This is a genomic window from Mucilaginibacter gossypiicola, from assembly GCF_900110105.1.
Lineage (GTDB): Bacteria > Bacteroidota > Bacteroidia > Sphingobacteriales > Sphingobacteriaceae > Mucilaginibacter > Mucilaginibacter gossypiicola.
In genome coordinates this window covers 63,656-80,504 of sequence record NZ_FOCL01000015.1, presented here as the reverse complement: position 1 = coordinate 80,504, position 16,849 = coordinate 63,656, and the positions used below count along the sequence as shown (strand labels likewise).

Annotated in this window: 13 protein-coding genes; 2 read left to right on the top strand and 11 right to left on the bottom strand. The window is 44.5% G+C overall.

Annotated elements, in window-relative coordinates:
• Positions 1-3: 3 nt before the first annotated feature.
• Positions 4-1,170 carry a PepSY-associated TM helix domain-containing protein gene (locus BMX50_RS30140; protein ID WP_091220095.1) on the top strand — a complete coding sequence of 389 codons (1,167 nt, stop codon included), beginning with the start codon at positions 4-6 and terminating at the stop codon, positions 1,168-1,170.
• Positions 1,171-1,294: 124 nt separating this feature from the next.
• On the opposite strand, the gene BMX50_RS30135 is transcribed toward BMX50_RS30140, so the two are convergent.
• The 7 genes from BMX50_RS30135 to BMX50_RS30105 all read right to left on the bottom strand — a co-directional run bounded on the left by BMX50_RS30135 (position 1,295) and on the right by BMX50_RS30105 (position 9,018).
• Entirely contained in the window at positions 1,295-2,317 is a 1,023-nt protein-coding gene (locus BMX50_RS30135; protein WP_091220091.1) for a ferredoxin--NADP reductase, read from the bottom strand.
• A gap of 3 nt (positions 2,318-2,320) precedes the next feature.
• Positions 2,321-3,781, bottom strand: a complete 1,461-nt coding sequence (locus BMX50_RS30130; RefSeq protein WP_091220082.1) for an amino acid permease — start codon at positions 3,779-3,781, stop codon at positions 2,321-2,323.
• A 277-nt stretch (positions 3,782-4,058) separates the two neighbouring features.
• Positions 4,059-4,670, bottom strand: coding sequence for a superoxide dismutase (locus BMX50_RS30125; RefSeq protein WP_091220078.1), 612 nt, complete (start codon positions 4,668-4,670; stop codon positions 4,059-4,061).
• Between the two features lie 200 nt (positions 4,671-4,870).
• A complete protein-coding gene (locus BMX50_RS30120) occupies positions 4,871-5,344 on the bottom strand; it encodes a nucleoside deaminase (RefSeq protein WP_208864832.1) in 474 nt (157 codons plus the stop codon).
• Positions 5,345-5,680, bottom strand: coding sequence for a tRNA-binding protein (locus BMX50_RS30115; RefSeq protein WP_091220075.1), 336 nt, complete (start codon positions 5,678-5,680; stop codon positions 5,345-5,347).
• A 212-nt stretch (positions 5,681-5,892) separates the two neighbouring features.
• Positions 5,893-6,216, bottom strand: a complete 324-nt coding sequence (locus tag BMX50_RS30110) for a hypothetical protein (RefSeq protein ID WP_091220070.1) — start codon at positions 6,214-6,216, stop codon at positions 5,893-5,895.
• Between the two features lie 216 nt (positions 6,217-6,432).
• A complete protein-coding gene (locus tag BMX50_RS30105) occupies positions 6,433-9,018 on the bottom strand; it encodes a ligase-associated DNA damage response DEXH box helicase (protein ID WP_091220066.1) in 2,586 nt (861 codons plus the stop codon).
• 83 nt (positions 9,019-9,101) lie between these two features.
• On the opposite strand from BMX50_RS30105, the gene BMX50_RS30100 reads away from it, so the two are divergent.
• On the top strand, positions 9,102-9,770 hold the full coding sequence (locus BMX50_RS30100; RefSeq protein WP_091220061.1) for a hypothetical protein: 669 nt from the start codon (positions 9,102-9,104) through the stop codon (positions 9,768-9,770).
• Positions 9,771-9,988: 218 nt separating this feature from the next.
• Here BMX50_RS30100 and BMX50_RS30095 read toward each other — a convergent pair whose 3' ends face one another.
• From BMX50_RS30095 to nagB, 4 genes are all read right to left on the bottom strand, one after another.
• Positions 9,989-12,850, bottom strand: a complete 2,862-nt coding sequence (locus BMX50_RS30095; RefSeq protein ID WP_091220058.1) for a M16 family metallopeptidase — start codon at positions 12,848-12,850, stop codon at positions 9,989-9,991.
• Between the two features lie 72 nt (positions 12,851-12,922).
• Positions 12,923-13,360: a DUF2059 domain-containing protein gene (locus BMX50_RS30090; protein ID WP_091220055.1), complete on the bottom strand. Its 438-nt coding sequence runs from the start codon at positions 13,358-13,360 to the stop codon at positions 12,923-12,925.
• 120 nt (positions 13,361-13,480) lie between these two features.
• Complete coding sequence (locus tag BMX50_RS30085) at positions 13,481-14,593, bottom strand: acyltransferase family protein (protein WP_091220051.1); 1,113 nt, start codon at positions 14,591-14,593, stop codon at positions 13,481-13,483.
• A gap of 270 nt (positions 14,594-14,863) precedes the next feature.
• Complete coding sequence (nagB, locus tag BMX50_RS30080) at positions 14,864-16,783, bottom strand: glucosamine-6-phosphate deaminase (RefSeq protein ID WP_091220048.1); 1,920 nt, start codon at positions 16,781-16,783, stop codon at positions 14,864-14,866.
• Positions 16,784-16,849 lie beyond the last annotated feature (66 nt).

Genomic DNA, 16,849 nt, shown 5'->3' with positions numbered 1-16,849 from the left:
TGAATGACGCCATTTAAAAAAACACTACTATTCATACATCGCTGGCTCGGATTTATATCCGGGCTCGTGGTGTTTATAGTGAGTATCACCGGTTGTATTTTTTGCTTCCAGGACGAGATCCAGGATGCCATATACAGTTACCGCAAGGTTGAGGTACAAAGTAAGCCATACCTTGCCCCCTCCATCCTTAAGGCTGAGGCACTAAAAGACTATAAAGGCGCAACTTCCAGTTATATTTACTACTATGGCGTAGATCGCCCGGCGGGAGTATTGGTAAGTGACCCTAAAAAAGGCCTGCTGTATGTTTACATGAACCCCTACACCGGCAAAATCACCCATACGGAAAGCCCTACCACCAATTTTTTTATTATTGTTGAATACATACACCTGTACCTATTACTCCCGGCCAATATAGGCGGCATGGTAGTTGGCATATCGGTAATTGTTTTTGTGGTGCTGATGATAACCGGTATCGTACTCTGGTGGCCTAAACGCAAAAGCGACCGTAAGCGCAGCTTCACCATTAAGTGGAATGGCCGCTGGCGCAGAGTGAATTACGATTTGCATAATGTACTGGGGTTTTATGCCACCAGTGTGGCCATCATTCTGGCCATAACCGGCCTTTCCATTGCTTTCGACTGGATGCGCGAAGGCATTTATGCAACCGCCAACCTCGGCAAAGCACACCCCGAAGAAAAGGTAGTTTTAAAATCCGACTCGTTATTGCATGGAAAAATGGATACCACCCAGGTTATCAACAAAACGTTTCTGGCAGCAAAAGCAGCTTCGCCAAAAGCCGAAATGTTTCTGATTTATGATGACGCCGCAAAAGCAGGAGCAATAGGTATAACCGCTTACGCGCAGGCCCTGCACTACTATGAAAGCGATAGTTATACATTTGATAAATACACCGGGAAGTTATTGAACCGTACAGCTCATGAGCAAAAAAGTGCCGGCATGAAGATGAATGAAATGAATTATGATATTCATGTTGGCCAGATCCTGGGCCTTCCGGGCAAGATCATTGCTTTTTTGGTGAGTCTCATTTGTGCCAGTTTGCCAATCACCGGTTTTATCATCTGGCTGGGTAAACGTAAAAAGTCCAAATCAAAAAAGGTAAAAACAGTGGTACACCGGAGAACTGTAAGGCAACATTTACCTGCTAAGTAACCGACTCTCACTTACCCCCCGTCATTGCGAGGCACGAAGCAATCCCCTACTTTACAGGGCGAATCTGCATAACTACTCTGCTTATTGGGGATTGCTTCGTACCTCGCAATGACGTTTTCTTTAATCATAGTTCAACTACTACCCCATCATCCAGCGGATGCCCTGTGCAGGTCAAAATCCATCCCTGCGCAAGATCTGCATCGGTAAGCACATCATTCTTCACCATTTCAACTTTGCCGCCGGCACATTTCATCATACACGTTGAGCATACGCCACCGCGGCAACTGTAAGGCAGCGGGATATTATTCTGCAAAGCCGCCTGTAGTATGGATTGGTTTTCGCCCACTACTATGTCATGCGGCTCTCCCCGGTATTTTATTTTGATATTTTTAGGAGGAAAGCTGGTATAGCTGCTTGTAACGGCAACCGTTTCGAGTACGAAATTTTCACGGCGGATCCTTGCCCGATCAATTCCCATGTATACCAGATCGAACCGGATCATACGCATATAAGCAAACGGCCCGCAGAGGTAAAACTCCGCATCTGCCAAATTAAAACGGGAGTGTTGTTTCACCAGCTTTTCTACCTTATCGGTATTGAGGCGGTTTGCTTCGCTGCTCAGCAGGTGAATGATAGTTAACCTTTCAGGATGCTCAGCAGCTAATTTATCCAGCTCATCCTTAAATAAAATAGAAGCCGCATTTTGACTGCTGTAAATAAGCACCAGTCTGCTCTCGCCTTCCCGGTTCAAAATATATTTCAGTTGTGAAAATATGGGAGTAATCCCGCTGCCGGCGGCAAATAAAAAAATATCTTTTTGTTGCTGATCATCACTAATGATAAAACGCCCTGCCGGAGCCAAAGCATTCAGCACATCGCCCTCTTTTATTTTGGTGAGCATAAACCGGGAGATCTCACCATTGGTAATCCGCTTAACGGTTATAGCCAAATAAGGTTCATCGGGCGACGAGCTTAACGAATACGAGCGCCTGATCTCTTCCTGACGGTGATTAAATATCAGGGTAATAAATTGGCCAGCTGTATACGGAATGGGATTACCTTTAACACTAATTAAATAAAATGTAGCGGTATCAGGAGTTTCCCATTTTATACGATCAACTTTTAGTTTTAAAATATCTTCAGTCATCAATTAATAGCGCTGGTGCTTATCGGCAAGCATTCTGCGGATAACGCTGTTCTTTTTGCCGTAAGTATAATAGATAACCAAACCAATTGCAAGCCATATGATCAAACGCAACCAGGTATCGCCAGGTAAAAATGTCATCATGGCAAAACAGGTAAGGATACCCAATATAGGTACCAGTGGAACAAGCGGCGTTTTAAACGGGCGGTGAATATCAGGCTGCTGCTTACGTAAAATAAGTACACCGGCACAAACCATAACAAATGCAAGCAAGGTGCCAATGCTGGTCATTTCACCAACCACGCGTATCGGCACAAAAGCAGCAAATAGGGCGATGAAAGTGCAAAGCACAATATTAGATTTCCACGGCGTGCGGAACCTGGGATGAATCTCAGAAAATACTTTTGGCAGCAAACCATCTTTCGACATAGAAAAGAAAACCCTTGATTGGCCCAATAAATCGACCAAAATAACCGAGGTGTAACCTATTAATATCGCCAATACAATTGCCTTGCTTAACCACTGATAATGTGTTTTTTCAATGGCGATAGCTACCGGAGCGCCAGAGCCGATAAATTCTTTATAATTAGCCATGCCGGTCATTACATGCGCAAACACAATAAATAATACTGTACATATCAGCAATGAACCAATGATCCCGATAGGCATATTACGCTGTGGGTTCTTGGCTTCCTGTGCCGCGGTTGATACAGCATCAAAACCGATAAATACAAAAAACACAAGTCCTGCGCCTCTCAATATACCCGACCAGCCATAATCGCCCCAAACGCCTGTATTTTGCGGGATGTATGGATGATAGTTCTGCGGATTAATGAACGACCAGCCCACCGCTATAAATACCAGCACTACACCTACTTTCAATGTTACAATAATGGCATTAACCAATGCCGAACCTTTTGTCCCGCGGATAATGATACTCGTAACCAAGATCACAATCAGTGCAGCGGGCAAATTGATTATACCATTAATAACCTCGCCATTAGCTGCTTTGGCAGTTTCAAAAGGCGAAAGCGTTAGCTGCGGCGGCAGGTACAAATCAAACCAGGATAAAAATTTGGTAAGGTATTGCGACCAGCTGATGGCCACTGTTGCTGCACCAACGGCATATTCAAGCGCCAGGTCCCAGCCTATGATCCAGGCAAAAAGTTCGCCCATGGTGGCGTATGAGTAAGTGTAGGCACTCCCGGCAACAGGTATCATTGCCGAAAACTCGGCGTAACAAAGTGCAGCAAAAGCACAACCTAAAGCAGCTATTAAGAAAGATATAGTTACCGCAGGACCCGAATGCTGGCCTGCTGCTATGCCTGTTAATGAAAATAAACCGGCCCCTATGATAATGCCTATCCCGATTAAAATTAGGTTAACCGGCCCAAGCGAGCGTTTAAGTGAATGTTCTCCTTCTTCCTTCGATTCGCGGAGCAAGGTTTCTATGGGCTTTTTGATCATGATATAAAAAAGTCCACAAAGTTAGTAGATTATTGGAGAGGTAGGGTATGGTGATATAATTGGGAGGTAAAATAAGTAATAAATAAATATGTCATTGCGAGGCACGAAGTAACCGCACAGAAGCATTGCCTCTCTGTATAGCATGCGATTGCCGCGTCGCCCCAAGGCTCATTCCCGTTTTGCTCCTCGCAATGACATATTTTTAAGCCTCTTACCCAACAAAAAAGCGACAGGACCATCAGACCCTGCCGCTTCAAATTTATAAGCTTAAATAAAATTAAGCAGTTGCTTTTGCGTAAAGCTCAGCAACGTGGTTCCAGTTAATAACATTCCAGATAGCCGCTAAGTAATCCGGGCGACGGTTTTGATATTTCAGGTAGTAAGCGTGTTCCCAAACATCGATACCTAAAATTGGAGTGCCTTTTACTTCAGCGATATCCATTAATGGATTATCCTGGTTAGGAGTTGAAGTTACAGCTAATTTTTTATCAGCAGTAACAATTAACCAAGCCCAGCCCGAACCGAAACGGGTTGCACCAGCTTCAGATACTTTAGTTTTGAAATCGGCAAATGAACCGAAAGTGCTTTTAATAGCATCAGCTAAAGCACCTGTAGGCTCACCGCCACCGTTTGGTGATAACAAAGTCCAGAATAAAGTATGGTTGTAGTGACCACCGCCGTTGTTACGTACAGCAGCAGGGAATTTAGAAATGTTTTTGATGATATCGTCGATATTGCTATCGGCTTCCGGCTTGCCCTCCAAAGCTTTGTTTAAGTTGGTAACATAAGCCTGGTGGTGTTTGCCATGGTGAATTTCCATGGTCAGTTTATCAATGTGCGGTTCCAGAGCATCGGTAGCGTAGGATAACGCCGGTAGTGTAAATGCCATAATTTTAAGTTGTTAATTTTAAAGTTTAATGTTTGTTGTGACGTAACAAATATAAGGGTTGACAGAACTATTTGTTCTAAATAATTGTCATGTTTTTGAGTTTGTCTGAACTCGAATTAAACTAATTTTTAGAATTTATTGGATTTGCCTTGCATTCTGTCAATTCCTTAATTCAATAAATTCCGGTTCAGACAACTAACCTACTTCTTCCTCTTCCCCTTAAAGAAATCTTTTACCAGCTGGCTGCATTCGGCTTCGCGAATGCCACCGGTAATCACTGTTTTGGGATGGGTTATTTTTTGATTGATACGGCCAAAGCCTAACTTGTTGTCATAAGCACCGAATACAATCTTACTTACCTGGAACCAGTATGACGCCCCTGCGCACATAACACAGGGTTCCATAGTAACATATAGCGTACAGCCCTGCAGGTATTTACCGCCAATTAGGTTTGCCGCCGCAGTAAGTGCCTGCATTTCTGCATGCGCGGATACGTCGTTAAGCCTTTCTGTAAGGTTATGCCCCTTTCCTATGATTCGTCCGTTGTAAACTACTACGGCCCCAATCGGGATCTCATCTTCTTCAAGCGCGTAGCGGGCTTCCTTTAAAGCTTCACCCATAAAATACTCATCGGGCGATATCGAAGTTTCATCCTCAAAACTGATGTATCTCATTTAAATAAGTTTGCTGCCGTTTGGCACAGGTTTTTCAACTGCAGTTAGCACGATATCTCCGTTTTCGTCGGCAAATCCTGTTACCAGAAATTCCGACATAAAATTGGCGATTTGTTTTTTTGGAAAGTTTGTTACACCTACTATTTGCCTGCCTATCAGCTGCTCTTTGGTGTAGTGTTTGGTGATCTGTGCACTTGACCACCTAATGCCAAACTCACCAAAATCAACCCTTACTTTAAACGCAGGTTTACGGGCTTCAGGAAAATCTATAGCTTCCAGTACAGTGCCTACACGCAGTTCTACTTTTTCAAAATCATGCCAGGTGATGGTTTCCATAGGGGCAAAGGTAAAAAAATGCCTATTACTGTAGTTACAAACTACATGCATAAAAAATCCGTAGACTCCGTCTACGGATAGCGCGTATAGCATTTATGTTATCGCGAGGAGCGGGCGGGGCAATGCATCAGGGCGACGTGGCAGTCGCGAACTATGCAAGGACATCCTGTATAGCAAGCGGCTGCTACGCTTGCAATGCACATGATTTAAAATCATTTACTATATTTAATCGCATCAGCCCTGATGGTAGCATTGGCATTATTGCCTTCCACCTGAAAAATAATGATACCGTTGGCACCTTGTGTTTTTGCCTTATCAGAAAGTAGTTTTTTTGCCACCGCCGAGTCTTCAGTATAAGCAATAGCCAAATGACCTATTACTTTGTAATCCTGCTTAACATCTTTGGCATCATAGTACACATCAATGTTATCAGTTACAGGATAGGTATCGCCTAAATAAACCGCTGCAGGTACGGCACATGACGTAAGAAAAAGAGTAAATGCAATGATTAAGTAACGGAGTTTTAAGGTTTTCATAAGGATAAGTGTTTATTCTTATGAGCCAAAAAAGGAGTGCGGGTTTAATGGATAAGGGGTAACAAGTTTGTTAGCCAACTCCGTCATCCCGAATTTATTTCGGGATCCCACAGGATAGGTTCTGCGGCATACTTAACCGTGGCTTTGCTCAACGCATACTAAGCGCGTAGGGTACTGAAACAAGTTCAGCACGACATTTTTTATCTTTTCAACGGTTTACAACCCTTTCCTCCTCGTGATCCCCTGCTTCCTTGTTTTCCGTTCGGCAGGTTCGGGAACACCTTCCGCGCCGTAGCTGCGGGCCATTTTAGCTATGCGTTCTTCCATGGTTTCGGTAGTTAGCTTTTCACGGCCGAGGCTATCAACCATGATCGGGAAGGCAAAAGGTGTTGGGCGCTCTATCACTTTTAAAATGATGTTCTGTGTTTGGATCCGTTGCAAAGCAGCCCTTAACCGAAACTCCTCCAGCTGAAAAGCAAGCGCTTCATTATAGGCCTGGCGCACCAGTAAGTTATCCGGCTCGTACTCGCTAAAAACTTCAAACAGCAATGAGGTTGATGCCTGCAAATGTTTGTTCTTAACCTGCTGACCGGGATAACCGGTAAATACAAGGCCGCCGATATGGGCTATATCCCTAAATCGCCGGCGGGCCATTTCATTGGCATTTAAACTATGCTGAATATCATCTATCAGGTTATCTATCGAAAAAAAGCCGGTATCTTCCAGTGCTTGTTCAATCGGGATATCCTCATCAGTAAGCAGCTCAAAGCCATAGTCATTCATGGCGATGGAGAAACTGGCCGGTTTAATTTTACTGATACGGAAAGCCAGCAATGAAGCCATACCCTCGTGAACCAACCGTCCTTCAAAAGGATAAAACAACAGGTGGTGCCCCTCTTTCGATTTAAATGACTCTATTAAAAACTCATGACTTTGAGGCAGGTGCGATAACTGTTGCTGCAAATCAAAAAGGGGCTTCAGAGCCTTAACCTCTATATCCTTTTCGATACCATGCGCCACTTCATCAAGCTTGAGCCTGAACACAGCTGCCAGCTGCGATGAAAGAGGCATCCGTCCGCCGTTCCAACTCGGGATGATACCTTTTGTTGAATTTGATTTTTTGACATAGGCCGTCATTTCTTTTACCCGTACAAACTCCAAACTCCGGCCAGCAAACCAAAAGGTATTACCCGGTTTTAGCTTGGACACAAATGATTCTTCAATAGTGCCCAAACTCCCTCCACTAAGCCATTTCACCCGGATGCTCAGTTCGCTGGTGATTGTGCCAATGCTTAACCTATGCCGCATGGCTACCCTGCGGCTGTTTACTTTATACAATCCGTTTTCAACCTCAACCTTTAAAAATTCATCATACTGCGCAAGTGTTTTGCCACCACTGGTAATGAAATCAAGTAACTGACCAAATTCGTTCCGGCTCAGATCGGCAAAAGCATAAGTAGTTTTAACTTCTTTAAAAAGCTCATCGGCCCGGAAACCATCTGACACTGCCAGCGTGACCATGTATTGGATCAATACGTCCATAGTAAGCAGCATGGGGTCGCGACTTTCAAAGATCTTATCCTTGATAGCTTCTTTTAACGCCGCCCCCTCCAATAATTCGAGCGAATGTGTTGGTACAAAATATGCCAGTGATGTGGCCCCGGGATGGTGACCACTTCGCCCCGCACGCTGCATAAACCTTGCAACACCTTTCGGACTGCCAACCTGCACAACAGTGTCTACGGGGCGAAAATCCACCCCCAAATCCAAACTTGATGTACATACCACCAACTTTAAAGCCTCGGCGTGCAGGGCAGCCTCCACCCAGTTGCGCAGCTCATTATCCAGCGATCCGTGATGCATGGCCATGATACCGGCATATTCCGGGTAATTATCTAAAATGGCATGGTACCAGATTTCCGACTGGGAACGGGTATTGGTAAATATCAAGGTGGTTTTACTTTTGGCTACGATCTCCATTACCTCGGGCAAAAGCTTTAAACCAATGTGCCCTGCCCACGAGTAACTCTCGATATTTTGCGGAATGATGGAACGGATGTCCAACTTTTTCTCCAGGTTGGCCCGCACCATTTTTACCTGTTCCGGCGGAAAATCATTGCCCAATAAAACCTCGGCAGCTTGTTCGAGGTTACCTATGGTAGCGCTTATGCCCCAAATTTTCAGTCTTAAGTCTGAAGTTGAAAGTCCTAAGTCTTTAGCTACATTTTCATTCGCCTCTTCCGACTTAAGACTTAAGACTTTTAACTTAGAAACCCCCAACTCCACCTGCACCCCACGTTTCGTTCCCAACAGCTCATGCCATTCATCAATTACCACTACCTGCAGCTGATTAAATAACTTTGGATACTCTTTTTGGGCGAGCATCAGGTGCAGGCTTTCGGGGGTAGTAAGCAGCACTTCCGGCAACTTTTTTTTGAGGGCCTGTTTTTCTGCAGCTGGCGTATCGCCTGTGCGGGTGGCTATACGCCATGGCAGGCCTATCTCATCACAGGCCTCCTGCATAGCCTTGCGGATATCATTGGTAAGCGCCCGCAACGGGGTTATCCAAAGCATCAGCAAACCATTATTCTGTTTTATTTTATAAGTATCCGGATTGGCATTGATAAAGCCTGCCAAAAAAGGCAGGAATAAGGCAAAAGTTTTACCGCTGCCGGTTGGGGCATTCAACAAACCCGAATATCCGCCAAGGTAAGCGTCCATCATTTCGGACTGGAACGGAAACTGCTCCCAGTTTTTCTCCTTGTACCATTGCTGTATAACCTGTTGGCCGATGCTTGTCATTATCCCTTTAACAATTTTTTTATTGTTTGGTTATGGCTGGATAACCGAGCCAACAAAATAACCATTTAATTGGTTATAGTTATATGATCAGAAATAGCTTAATAATCGTTTCAATAGCCATCTGCCTTTTGGCCTGTGGAAATAACTCCAAAAAAGAAACAACTCTGGCCGATACCAATAAAGTGCCTAAAGATACTACAGGGCAACATATCAGCGATAAAAACGACACTACTACCCACCATACTATGGCCTCGGATACCGGCACGGCCAACACTTCACAATCCGATTGGCTTATCACTCCCGGCAAAAGCATCGGGTACATTGTTTTAAACGATGATGTTAAAAATGCGATCAAGCGGTTAGGAAAACCAGATAGTTCGGATGCTGCTATGGGTAGTTCATTAATGGCATGGTTTGCCAATCACAATCCTGCGGGTAACCGTACATCGGTTTTCGCTCATCACAATATGGGCGGCAAGGATGAACAGGTAAGTTATGTGCAAAAGATCCTGGTAACATCGCCACAGTTTAAAACCGGTGACGGAATTGGTGTTGGTTCATCTAAACAGGAAATACAAAAAAACTATACGTTAAAGCCAATGTCAACTTATAGTAGCAAAAGCGGCAAGGTGCAGGTTTACACCGATCTGGCTAAAGGGATTTCTTTTGAAATAGATGGCAGTGGTAAATGCGTTGGCGTGGTAGTGCATAAAGCCAATGATACGGCCGTCGCTTATTTGAATATGCATTGAGGTTGTTACCGTTTGTCATGAGTGTTTAAATCCAGCTAACACTGAAGATGAAATTACAAAAGAGGGCTGGTCAGTCTGAGCCTGTCGAAGACTCGTGCGGAGAGGCCCACCCACCATGCTTCGACAAGTTCAGCATGACAGCCGCTTTCAAACACGTCATTGATAAAAAAAGAAGGCCTTCCACAGTGGGAAAGGCCTTCTTTTTTTTCGTTAACATCCTACTTCTTTTCAGGCATCAAAATCAGTTTAATCAAATTTTTACCGCTCAGGTATTTGTTGGCGGCGTCTTTAGTGGTTTGAGGGGTTATTTGTTCAAGACTGTTTACATGCGCCAGTATCTGATCTGGATTTTCGCCGTTTTGTGACGATGATGCAAGGTATCCTGTCCAGAAAACATTTTGCTTAAGCTGTTGCTGTGTTGAACGTGCTTCTTCAGCAACAAATTTCTGGATATCGGCCGGTAGTGCGCCATTCTGTTTAATTTTACCGATCTCTTCCATTGTGGCATTGATCAGCTTATCCACGTTTTCGGGAGCGCAACCGAAAGAAATAGTAAAGGAATAACGGGCGCCCGGAATTTTGCGGTAACTTGCCCTTACACCCGGCGCATAAACACCGCTTTCCTGCTCTCTTAAACGTTCAATCAGTTTAATGTTCAGTACTTCTTCAAGCGCATCAACCTGTATGTTGTTAGCTTCGTTATATTCATAGTGGCCGCTGAAAACCAATTGCACGGTACTTTTATCCCCAACGCCCTTATTTACCGTTTTTGTTATTACACCCGCGGCTGGCTGGATATTCATATTTTTATAGGTCTCCTTGCTGTTGGTTGATGGTAAACCGCCAAGATAATGCTCAAGGTAGGGTTTAACTGTTTCTACGTCAAAGTTGCCAACCAGCGTAAAGGTAAAGGCACTGGCATCAGCAAAGCGTTTTTTATAAAAATCGTAAGCTTTATCAAGCGTTGCCGCGTTTAGCCTTGGAATAGTTGTAACCATACCGCGGAAATTATAGTTACTTAATACAGCCGACACCGTATCCTGGTAAACACTTCCCGGGTCAAGACCACGGTTTGCGAGTACGGCCCTGGTCTGCTCCATATTGGCATCCCAAATATCTTTGTCTTTACGGGGCTGGGTAAAGTACAGGTAAATCAGTTGCAGTGCGGTTTCAAAATCGGCAGGTGAGGTATTCCCGGAAATGCCTTGTGCAAACTCGCTGATATATGGCGAAATGCTTAGGTTTTTGCCTGCCAGCTTTTTATCAAGCATGCCCTGGTTAAACTGCGCTATACCGCTGCCGCTGATAATAGATGAAGCCAGGTTTGCCGATGTAAATTCATCATCACTTGCCAGCGATGTACCGCCAAAAGCATACCCGCTTATCAGGATCTGATCGTTACGGTAATCTGTTGGCTTTAATATCACCTTTAAACCGTTACCTAACGTAAGGGTGGTTGTGCCGATGGCTGCGTCTGTATCTTGCTTGGCAACTTTGCTACCTTCAGGTATTTTGGCTAATAGCGGCTCGCTCGATACGTTGTCAACATAGGCAGTAACGTTTTGGCCACCTGTGGCTATCCAGTTCAGCAACGTCTTGTCATCAGGTAAATTGGCTTTTTCTTTATCCGGGGCCTGTACTATTACCACGCGGTTTTGATCGCTGATAAATTTGCCAGCCATGGCATTCATATCCGCCAGGCTAACTTTATAGATATTGCCGATATAAAAATTGTATTCAAAGTTGATACCCGGAATAGCCTCACCGGTTAAAAAGTTGGCCTGGTATTCACGCACAAAATTTGCCGATGGTGTTTTATCCCTTTCACGGTAAGCATTGCCAATGCCTACCAGCGCATCCTGCTTGGCGCGCTCCAGTTCGGTAAGGGTAAACCCAAATTTACGGGCACGTTCTGATTCGGCCACTACGGCTTTAACAGCCTTTTCCAGTTCGCCCGGTTTAGCAACAACCAATGAAGTATAAGCATCCTGATCGCCTATAAAATTACCGTAGCTGGTACGACCGTATAAAAACGGTGGATTAGGCCTTTGAAGCAACTCGTTTAAACGCGCGTTAAGCATCTGGTTAAATAGTTGCACCCTTACCTGCTGCATATAATCGCCGGTGGTTTTGGTAACAGTGCCGGGATGTTTAACAATGATTTGTGCTATGGTGTACGGGTATTCAGGATCGGTAACAATTTTTACCGCTGTACCTGGCGTAGCAGGCACTGAATATTTTGTCCTTGGTTTTTCGGCAGCCGGATTTTTAAGCTGCGAAAAATTTTGTTTAATAAGCGCCTCAACGCGTTTAGGGTCGAAATCGCCCACAGCAATTACTGCCTGCAAATCGGGACGGTACCAATCCTGGTAAAATGCCTTGATGGTTTCGGGTTTAAAGTTTTTCAGGATGTCTTCCTTACCGATAGGCAAACGTAACGCATATCTTGAGTTATTAAGCAATACCGGCAGTGTTTGTTGTTGAATGCGCTCCTGCGCATTTTTACCACGCAGGCGTTCCTCTTCCAAAACAACACCACGCTCTTTATCAATTTCGGAAGGGTCAAAACTTACATAACCCGCCCAGTTAGCTAATATGTTAAATCCTTTTTCAAATACGCTGGCAGTGTCAGTTGGCAAAGGCAGCTGGAAAACGGTTTCATTAAATGAAGTGTAAGCATTTAAATCGGCTCCAAATTTCACACCTGCTTTTTGAAGGTAATCAACCATCTGATTTTTAGGAAAATCACGTGTTCCGTTAAAAGCCATGTGTTCGGTAAAATGGGCCAACCCCTGCTGATCATCATTTTCCAAAACAGAACCGGCTTTGTTAACCAAATAAAGCTCGGCCCTGCTTTTAGGCTCGGCATTGGCACGGATATAATAAGTTAAACCATTAGGCAACTTACCGATGATCACGCTTTGATCAACCGGTAAAACGTCACTTTTAGGAGCAATTGCCGGGGCTCCGGGTTTATTTTTAGGAGATGGAACAGGTTTCTTTTTAACTTGTGCAAAAGCACTACCCGCCGAAAGAGTTAAAGCCAATAAGGCCAACGGAACGTATTTGTTCAGGTTCATTATAAAGTTTGAATAATCAGGGTACTAAGATGCAAAACGAAAATCTTAGTTACAAAGTATGATTCGGGAAATTTAATGTTTTACAGGTGCTTTTGAGGCCGGTTTGTTAGCGGCAGGTGATACCTGTTCTTTTACCGCAGGCGAATCATTTTTATCAGCAAACTCCGTTTCCATCATTTGCTGTAACTCGTCTTTATGCTGACCAACTACTTCCTGACCAACCATCATCCCTTTTTGCATCAAAGAAGGCAATTTTGAGCTTACTTTTTGCCCTATTGGCGAGTTATAAAAGGCTGTTATCTGGCCAAGTTCTTCTTCGCTAAATTCATTGGCATAAATAGCGGCCATTTTATCCTTAAGCAAATCCCAGGTAAAATATTTGCCCATAAAGGTTCTCATAACTTTAATATAACCCGATCGGTTATTTTCAGGCATCTGGCTGCTTGATGCCGTTATCAGGTTGTTTACCATGTTATCAAACTGTTTATCGATACCTATAGACTGAAGCATTTGTACAGCTTTTCCTAATGTGCCGGGGTAATAGTTAGATTAGTTGTTTGCGCTTCTACCCTTGAAAAAGAGAACAGGATTACACCCGCAAGTACGATAAGTTTAAGTTTTAGGTTCATTTTAAATTTTAATAAAGATTTTTTTGATGTAGAATATCCACATCACCACCCATAAAATGAGTACCGTAAATATAGCACTTACCAGCGAAGCATTTACCGGCGAAAAATAAGGAGCAAAAAATGTTTGATAAATTGAATGACCGCCTATTTTGATCATCCCCATATAATGCGGGATAAAACCAGATAACACATAAGCCGTAATTGCATTTGTACCAAATACCACAAATGGATAAGTAAACCGTTTGTACCCTTGTATATCAATAAGCCAGTAGCTTAACGCCAGTGCAATGGTTGCCAGGCCACCGGTATACAATACAAACGAACTTGTCCACAAGGCTTTGTTAATAGGGAAAAACAAATCCCAGAACAAACCAGCCATAACGGCTATTATTCCATACGTAAACATCCAGTTTGTTTTTACCTGGTCATCGCGGTCCTTACGTTTAAGCCAGCTGCCAACCCGTATGCCAAACAAGGCTGTGGCTACTGCGGGTATAGTACCCAGCAAACCTTCCGGGTCCCAGGTATGCGATTCGCGCCAGAGGTGATCGGGCGTAAATACCAGCCTGTCTATCCAGGCGCCCATATTGGTTTCGGGCTCAAGATTGGCGTAGCCCACACCCGGTACCGGGGCAAAGGTCATGATGATGAAATACCCAACAAGCGCAATGGCAAAAATCCAGTCGCGTGTTTTTTGCGATGTCTTGAGATAAAGTATGGTGCTGATGAAATATACCAGCGCTATGCGCGGCAGCACACCCGGCAGGCGCAAATGGGCCAGTCCACCATCCGGGTGAAAGATGTATTGAGTTATCCAGGGGATCAACAACAGGACCCCAGTACGGTACAGCGCTTTCAGAATGAGTCTGCTATGCGATACGGTATCCTTTTTGCTTTCCATAGCATATATAACCGATACGCCAACCATAAACAAAAAGAAAGGAAAAACCAGGTCGGTAGGTGTACATCCGTTCCATTTGGAATGTTCAAGCGGGGCGTAGATGTGCCCCCAGTCACCAGGATCATTAACAAGGATCATCATAGCGATGGTTATCCCGCGAAATACATCGAGGGAAAGGAGCCGTTTCGGTTTTTCGGTTATCGTTGAGGTCATAAATATTGTCTGATCGTTATCCAATATCATATGCCATTTCAACGAGCCTCGCGTTGGGAATGCGCGAGCGGGTGAGGATAAATCTTATACGCCCTACAAAGCCGCTATATATAGTTCGCATGCATGGCGTATAAGATTTCTCTTTCGCCCCTGCGCTTAAACCCACCCATTGCGCTATCGAAATGACATATTTGTTAAAGATGGGCTTTATTCATCGTGTACTCACGGTAAATTATGCAAAGCGCCCGTGTTGTCACGGGCGCCGGTTCATTAAAACATATATCGTTTAAACGCTTCCATTGCCTCATACTCAGCAAGGCCAAGGCGGTCGTAGCGTTGAGCAGTGTCGCGGGTGCGGTCTTCTGCACGTACCCAGAATTCCCTTGCATCATCGCCCGGGAATACCGGCCTGTCTTTTTGCGACTGGTGTTTGAAGATCGCGTTACGCTTGCGAATTACCTCTTGTGGTGACAATGGTACGGCCATTTCTATCTCGTAGGTTTCAAACTCATGCCATGCGCCGCGGTACATCCATAACCAGCAGTCTTCTACCCAGGCTTCTTTGCCTTTCAGCCTGTCCAATGCAGCTAAGATGATCTTGAAGCACACGAGGTGGGTTCCGTTAGGATCGGCAAAATCACCTGCCGCAAAGATTTGTTGTGGTTTTATTTTCTGCAGCAAATCGATAGTCAGCTGGATATCTTCCTCGCCTACTGAGTTCTTTTTGGTTTTACCTGTTTCATAGAAGGGTAGGGCCATGAAGTGGATATGATCATCTTGCAAACCTGCATACCTTGCACCAGAGATTGCTTCTGTTTTCCTGATGAAGCCTTTTACATTCCTGATCTCCTGGGTATCAATCTCGTTTGGCTGCTTGGTTGGGAAAAATGCACGCATATCTTCATATGATTTCTGAAGATGAGTAGTGTCTTCGCCGATACTGTTCGTAAAGTCGATGGCAAATTCCATGTACCTCAACACATCATCATCCCATACCGCAGTATTGCCTGAAGTTTGGTAAGCTACGTGTACATCGTGGCCCTGGTCTACCAAACGGATAAATGTACCGCCCATTGAGATCACATCATCATCCGGGTGTGGTGAAAAAATGATGGAACGTTTCTTAGCAGGCAATGCCCTTTCCGGTCTCTGTGAATCATCAGCATCCGGTTTACCGCCCGGCCAGCCAGTGATGGTATGCTGGATCTGGTTAAAGATATCGATGTTGATATTGTATACAGGGCCCTGCTCCACAGCAAGCTGCGCCATACCGTGATTGTTATAATCTTCTTCGGTTAGTTTCAGTACCGGTTTATTGATTTCATTAGCAAGCCAGATCACTGCTTTCTTTTTCAACTGGTTATCCCATACACAATCTTTAACTAACCATGGGGTATCAAACCTCGTTAATTCTGATGCCGCTGCCTCGTCCAATACAAATTCCACATGCTGCGATAATTGCAGGTAAGTTGCAGGTACTTCGCCCGAAATCTCCCCTTCTACAGCTTTCTTGATGATCGGTGCTTTTTTCTTGCTCCAGGCCATCAGGATGATTTCCCTTGCTTTGAAAATAGTACCGATACCCATGGTGATCGCTTTGGTTGGAACATTCGCTTTACCACCGAAATCCCTTGAAGCATCACTCCTGGTTAAATCATCCAGGGTTACCATTCTGGTACCAGAGTTAGGTGCGGAGCCCGGCTCGTTGAAGCCGATGTGACCTGTACGACCAATACCCAGGATCTGAAGGTCTAAACCTCCCAATTCTTCAATCTGCTTTTCGTAGGCCAGGCAGTAACCTGCTACCGCATCTTTATCCAGCGTGCCATCGGGGATGTGCACATTGGCTTTGTCTATATCAATATGGCCGAACAGATTTTCGTACATGAAGGTCACATAGCTTTGGGCCGCTGTGGGTTTCATCGGGTAGTACTCATCCAGGTTGAAAGTGATCACATTTTTAAAGCTTAAGCCTGCTTCTTTGTGCAGCCTTACCAGTTCGGCATATACCCCAATCGGGGTTACACCCGTAGCAAGGCCTAATACCGCTTTTTCGCCTTTAGCTTGTTTTGCGCGGATCAGATCGGCTATCCGGTTAGCTACAGCCACCGAGGCCTCATGTTGGTTGTTGTACACGCTTACAGGTAACTTCTCGTAACGCGTCTCTTCCAATAAATTTAATCGTGCCATGAATTTTAGGAAATGTAAAATGAGGTTAGTTGTTCAAAACAAATATATCAGATATTTACATAGTGC

Bases quoted from the DNA above. Each gene is read 5' to 3' on its own strand.
- BMX50_RS30105 (WP_091220066.1), bottom strand. From the start codon at position 9,018: ATGACAAGCATCGGCCAACAGGTTATACAGCAATGGTACAAGGAGAAA.
- BMX50_RS30090 (WP_091220055.1), bottom strand. From the start codon at position 13,360: ATGCTTCAGTCTATAGGTATCGATAAACAGTTTGATAACATGGTAAAC.
- BMX50_RS30100 (WP_091220061.1), top strand. From the start codon at position 9,102: ATGATCAGAAATAGCTTAATAATCGTTTCAATAGCCATCTGCCTTTTG.
- BMX50_RS30120 (WP_208864832.1), bottom strand. From the start codon at position 5,344: ATGAGATACATCAGTTTTGAGGATGAAACTTCGATATCGCCCGATGAG.
- BMX50_RS30085 (WP_091220051.1), bottom strand. From the start codon at position 14,593: ATGACCTCAACGATAACCGAAAAACCGAAACGGCTCCTTTCCCTCGAT.
- BMX50_RS30125 (WP_091220078.1), bottom strand. From the start codon at position 4,670: ATGGCATTTACACTACCGGCGTTATCCTACGCTACCGATGCTCTGGAA.
- BMX50_RS30110 (WP_091220070.1), bottom strand. From the start codon at position 6,216: ATGAAAACCTTAAAACTCCGTTACTTAATCATTGCATTTACTCTTTTT.
- BMX50_RS30115 (WP_091220075.1), bottom strand. From the start codon at position 5,680: ATGGAAACCATCACCTGGCATGATTTTGAAAAAGTAGAACTGCGTGTA.
- BMX50_RS30130 (WP_091220082.1), bottom strand. From the start codon at position 3,781: ATGATCAAAAAGCCCATAGAAACCTTGCTCCGCGAATCGAAGGAAGAA.
- nagB (WP_091220048.1), bottom strand. From the start codon at position 16,783: ATGGCACGATTAAATTTATTGGAAGAGACGCGTTACGAGAAGTTACCT.
- BMX50_RS30095 (WP_091220058.1), bottom strand. From the start codon at position 12,850: ATGAACCTGAACAAATACGTTCCGTTGGCCTTATTGGCTTTAACTCTT.
- BMX50_RS30140 (WP_091220095.1), top strand. From the start codon at position 4: ATGACGCCATTTAAAAAAACACTACTATTCATACATCGCTGGCTCGGA.
- BMX50_RS30135 (WP_091220091.1), bottom strand. From the start codon at position 2,317: ATGACTGAAGATATTTTAAAACTAAAAGTTGATCGTATAAAATGGGAA.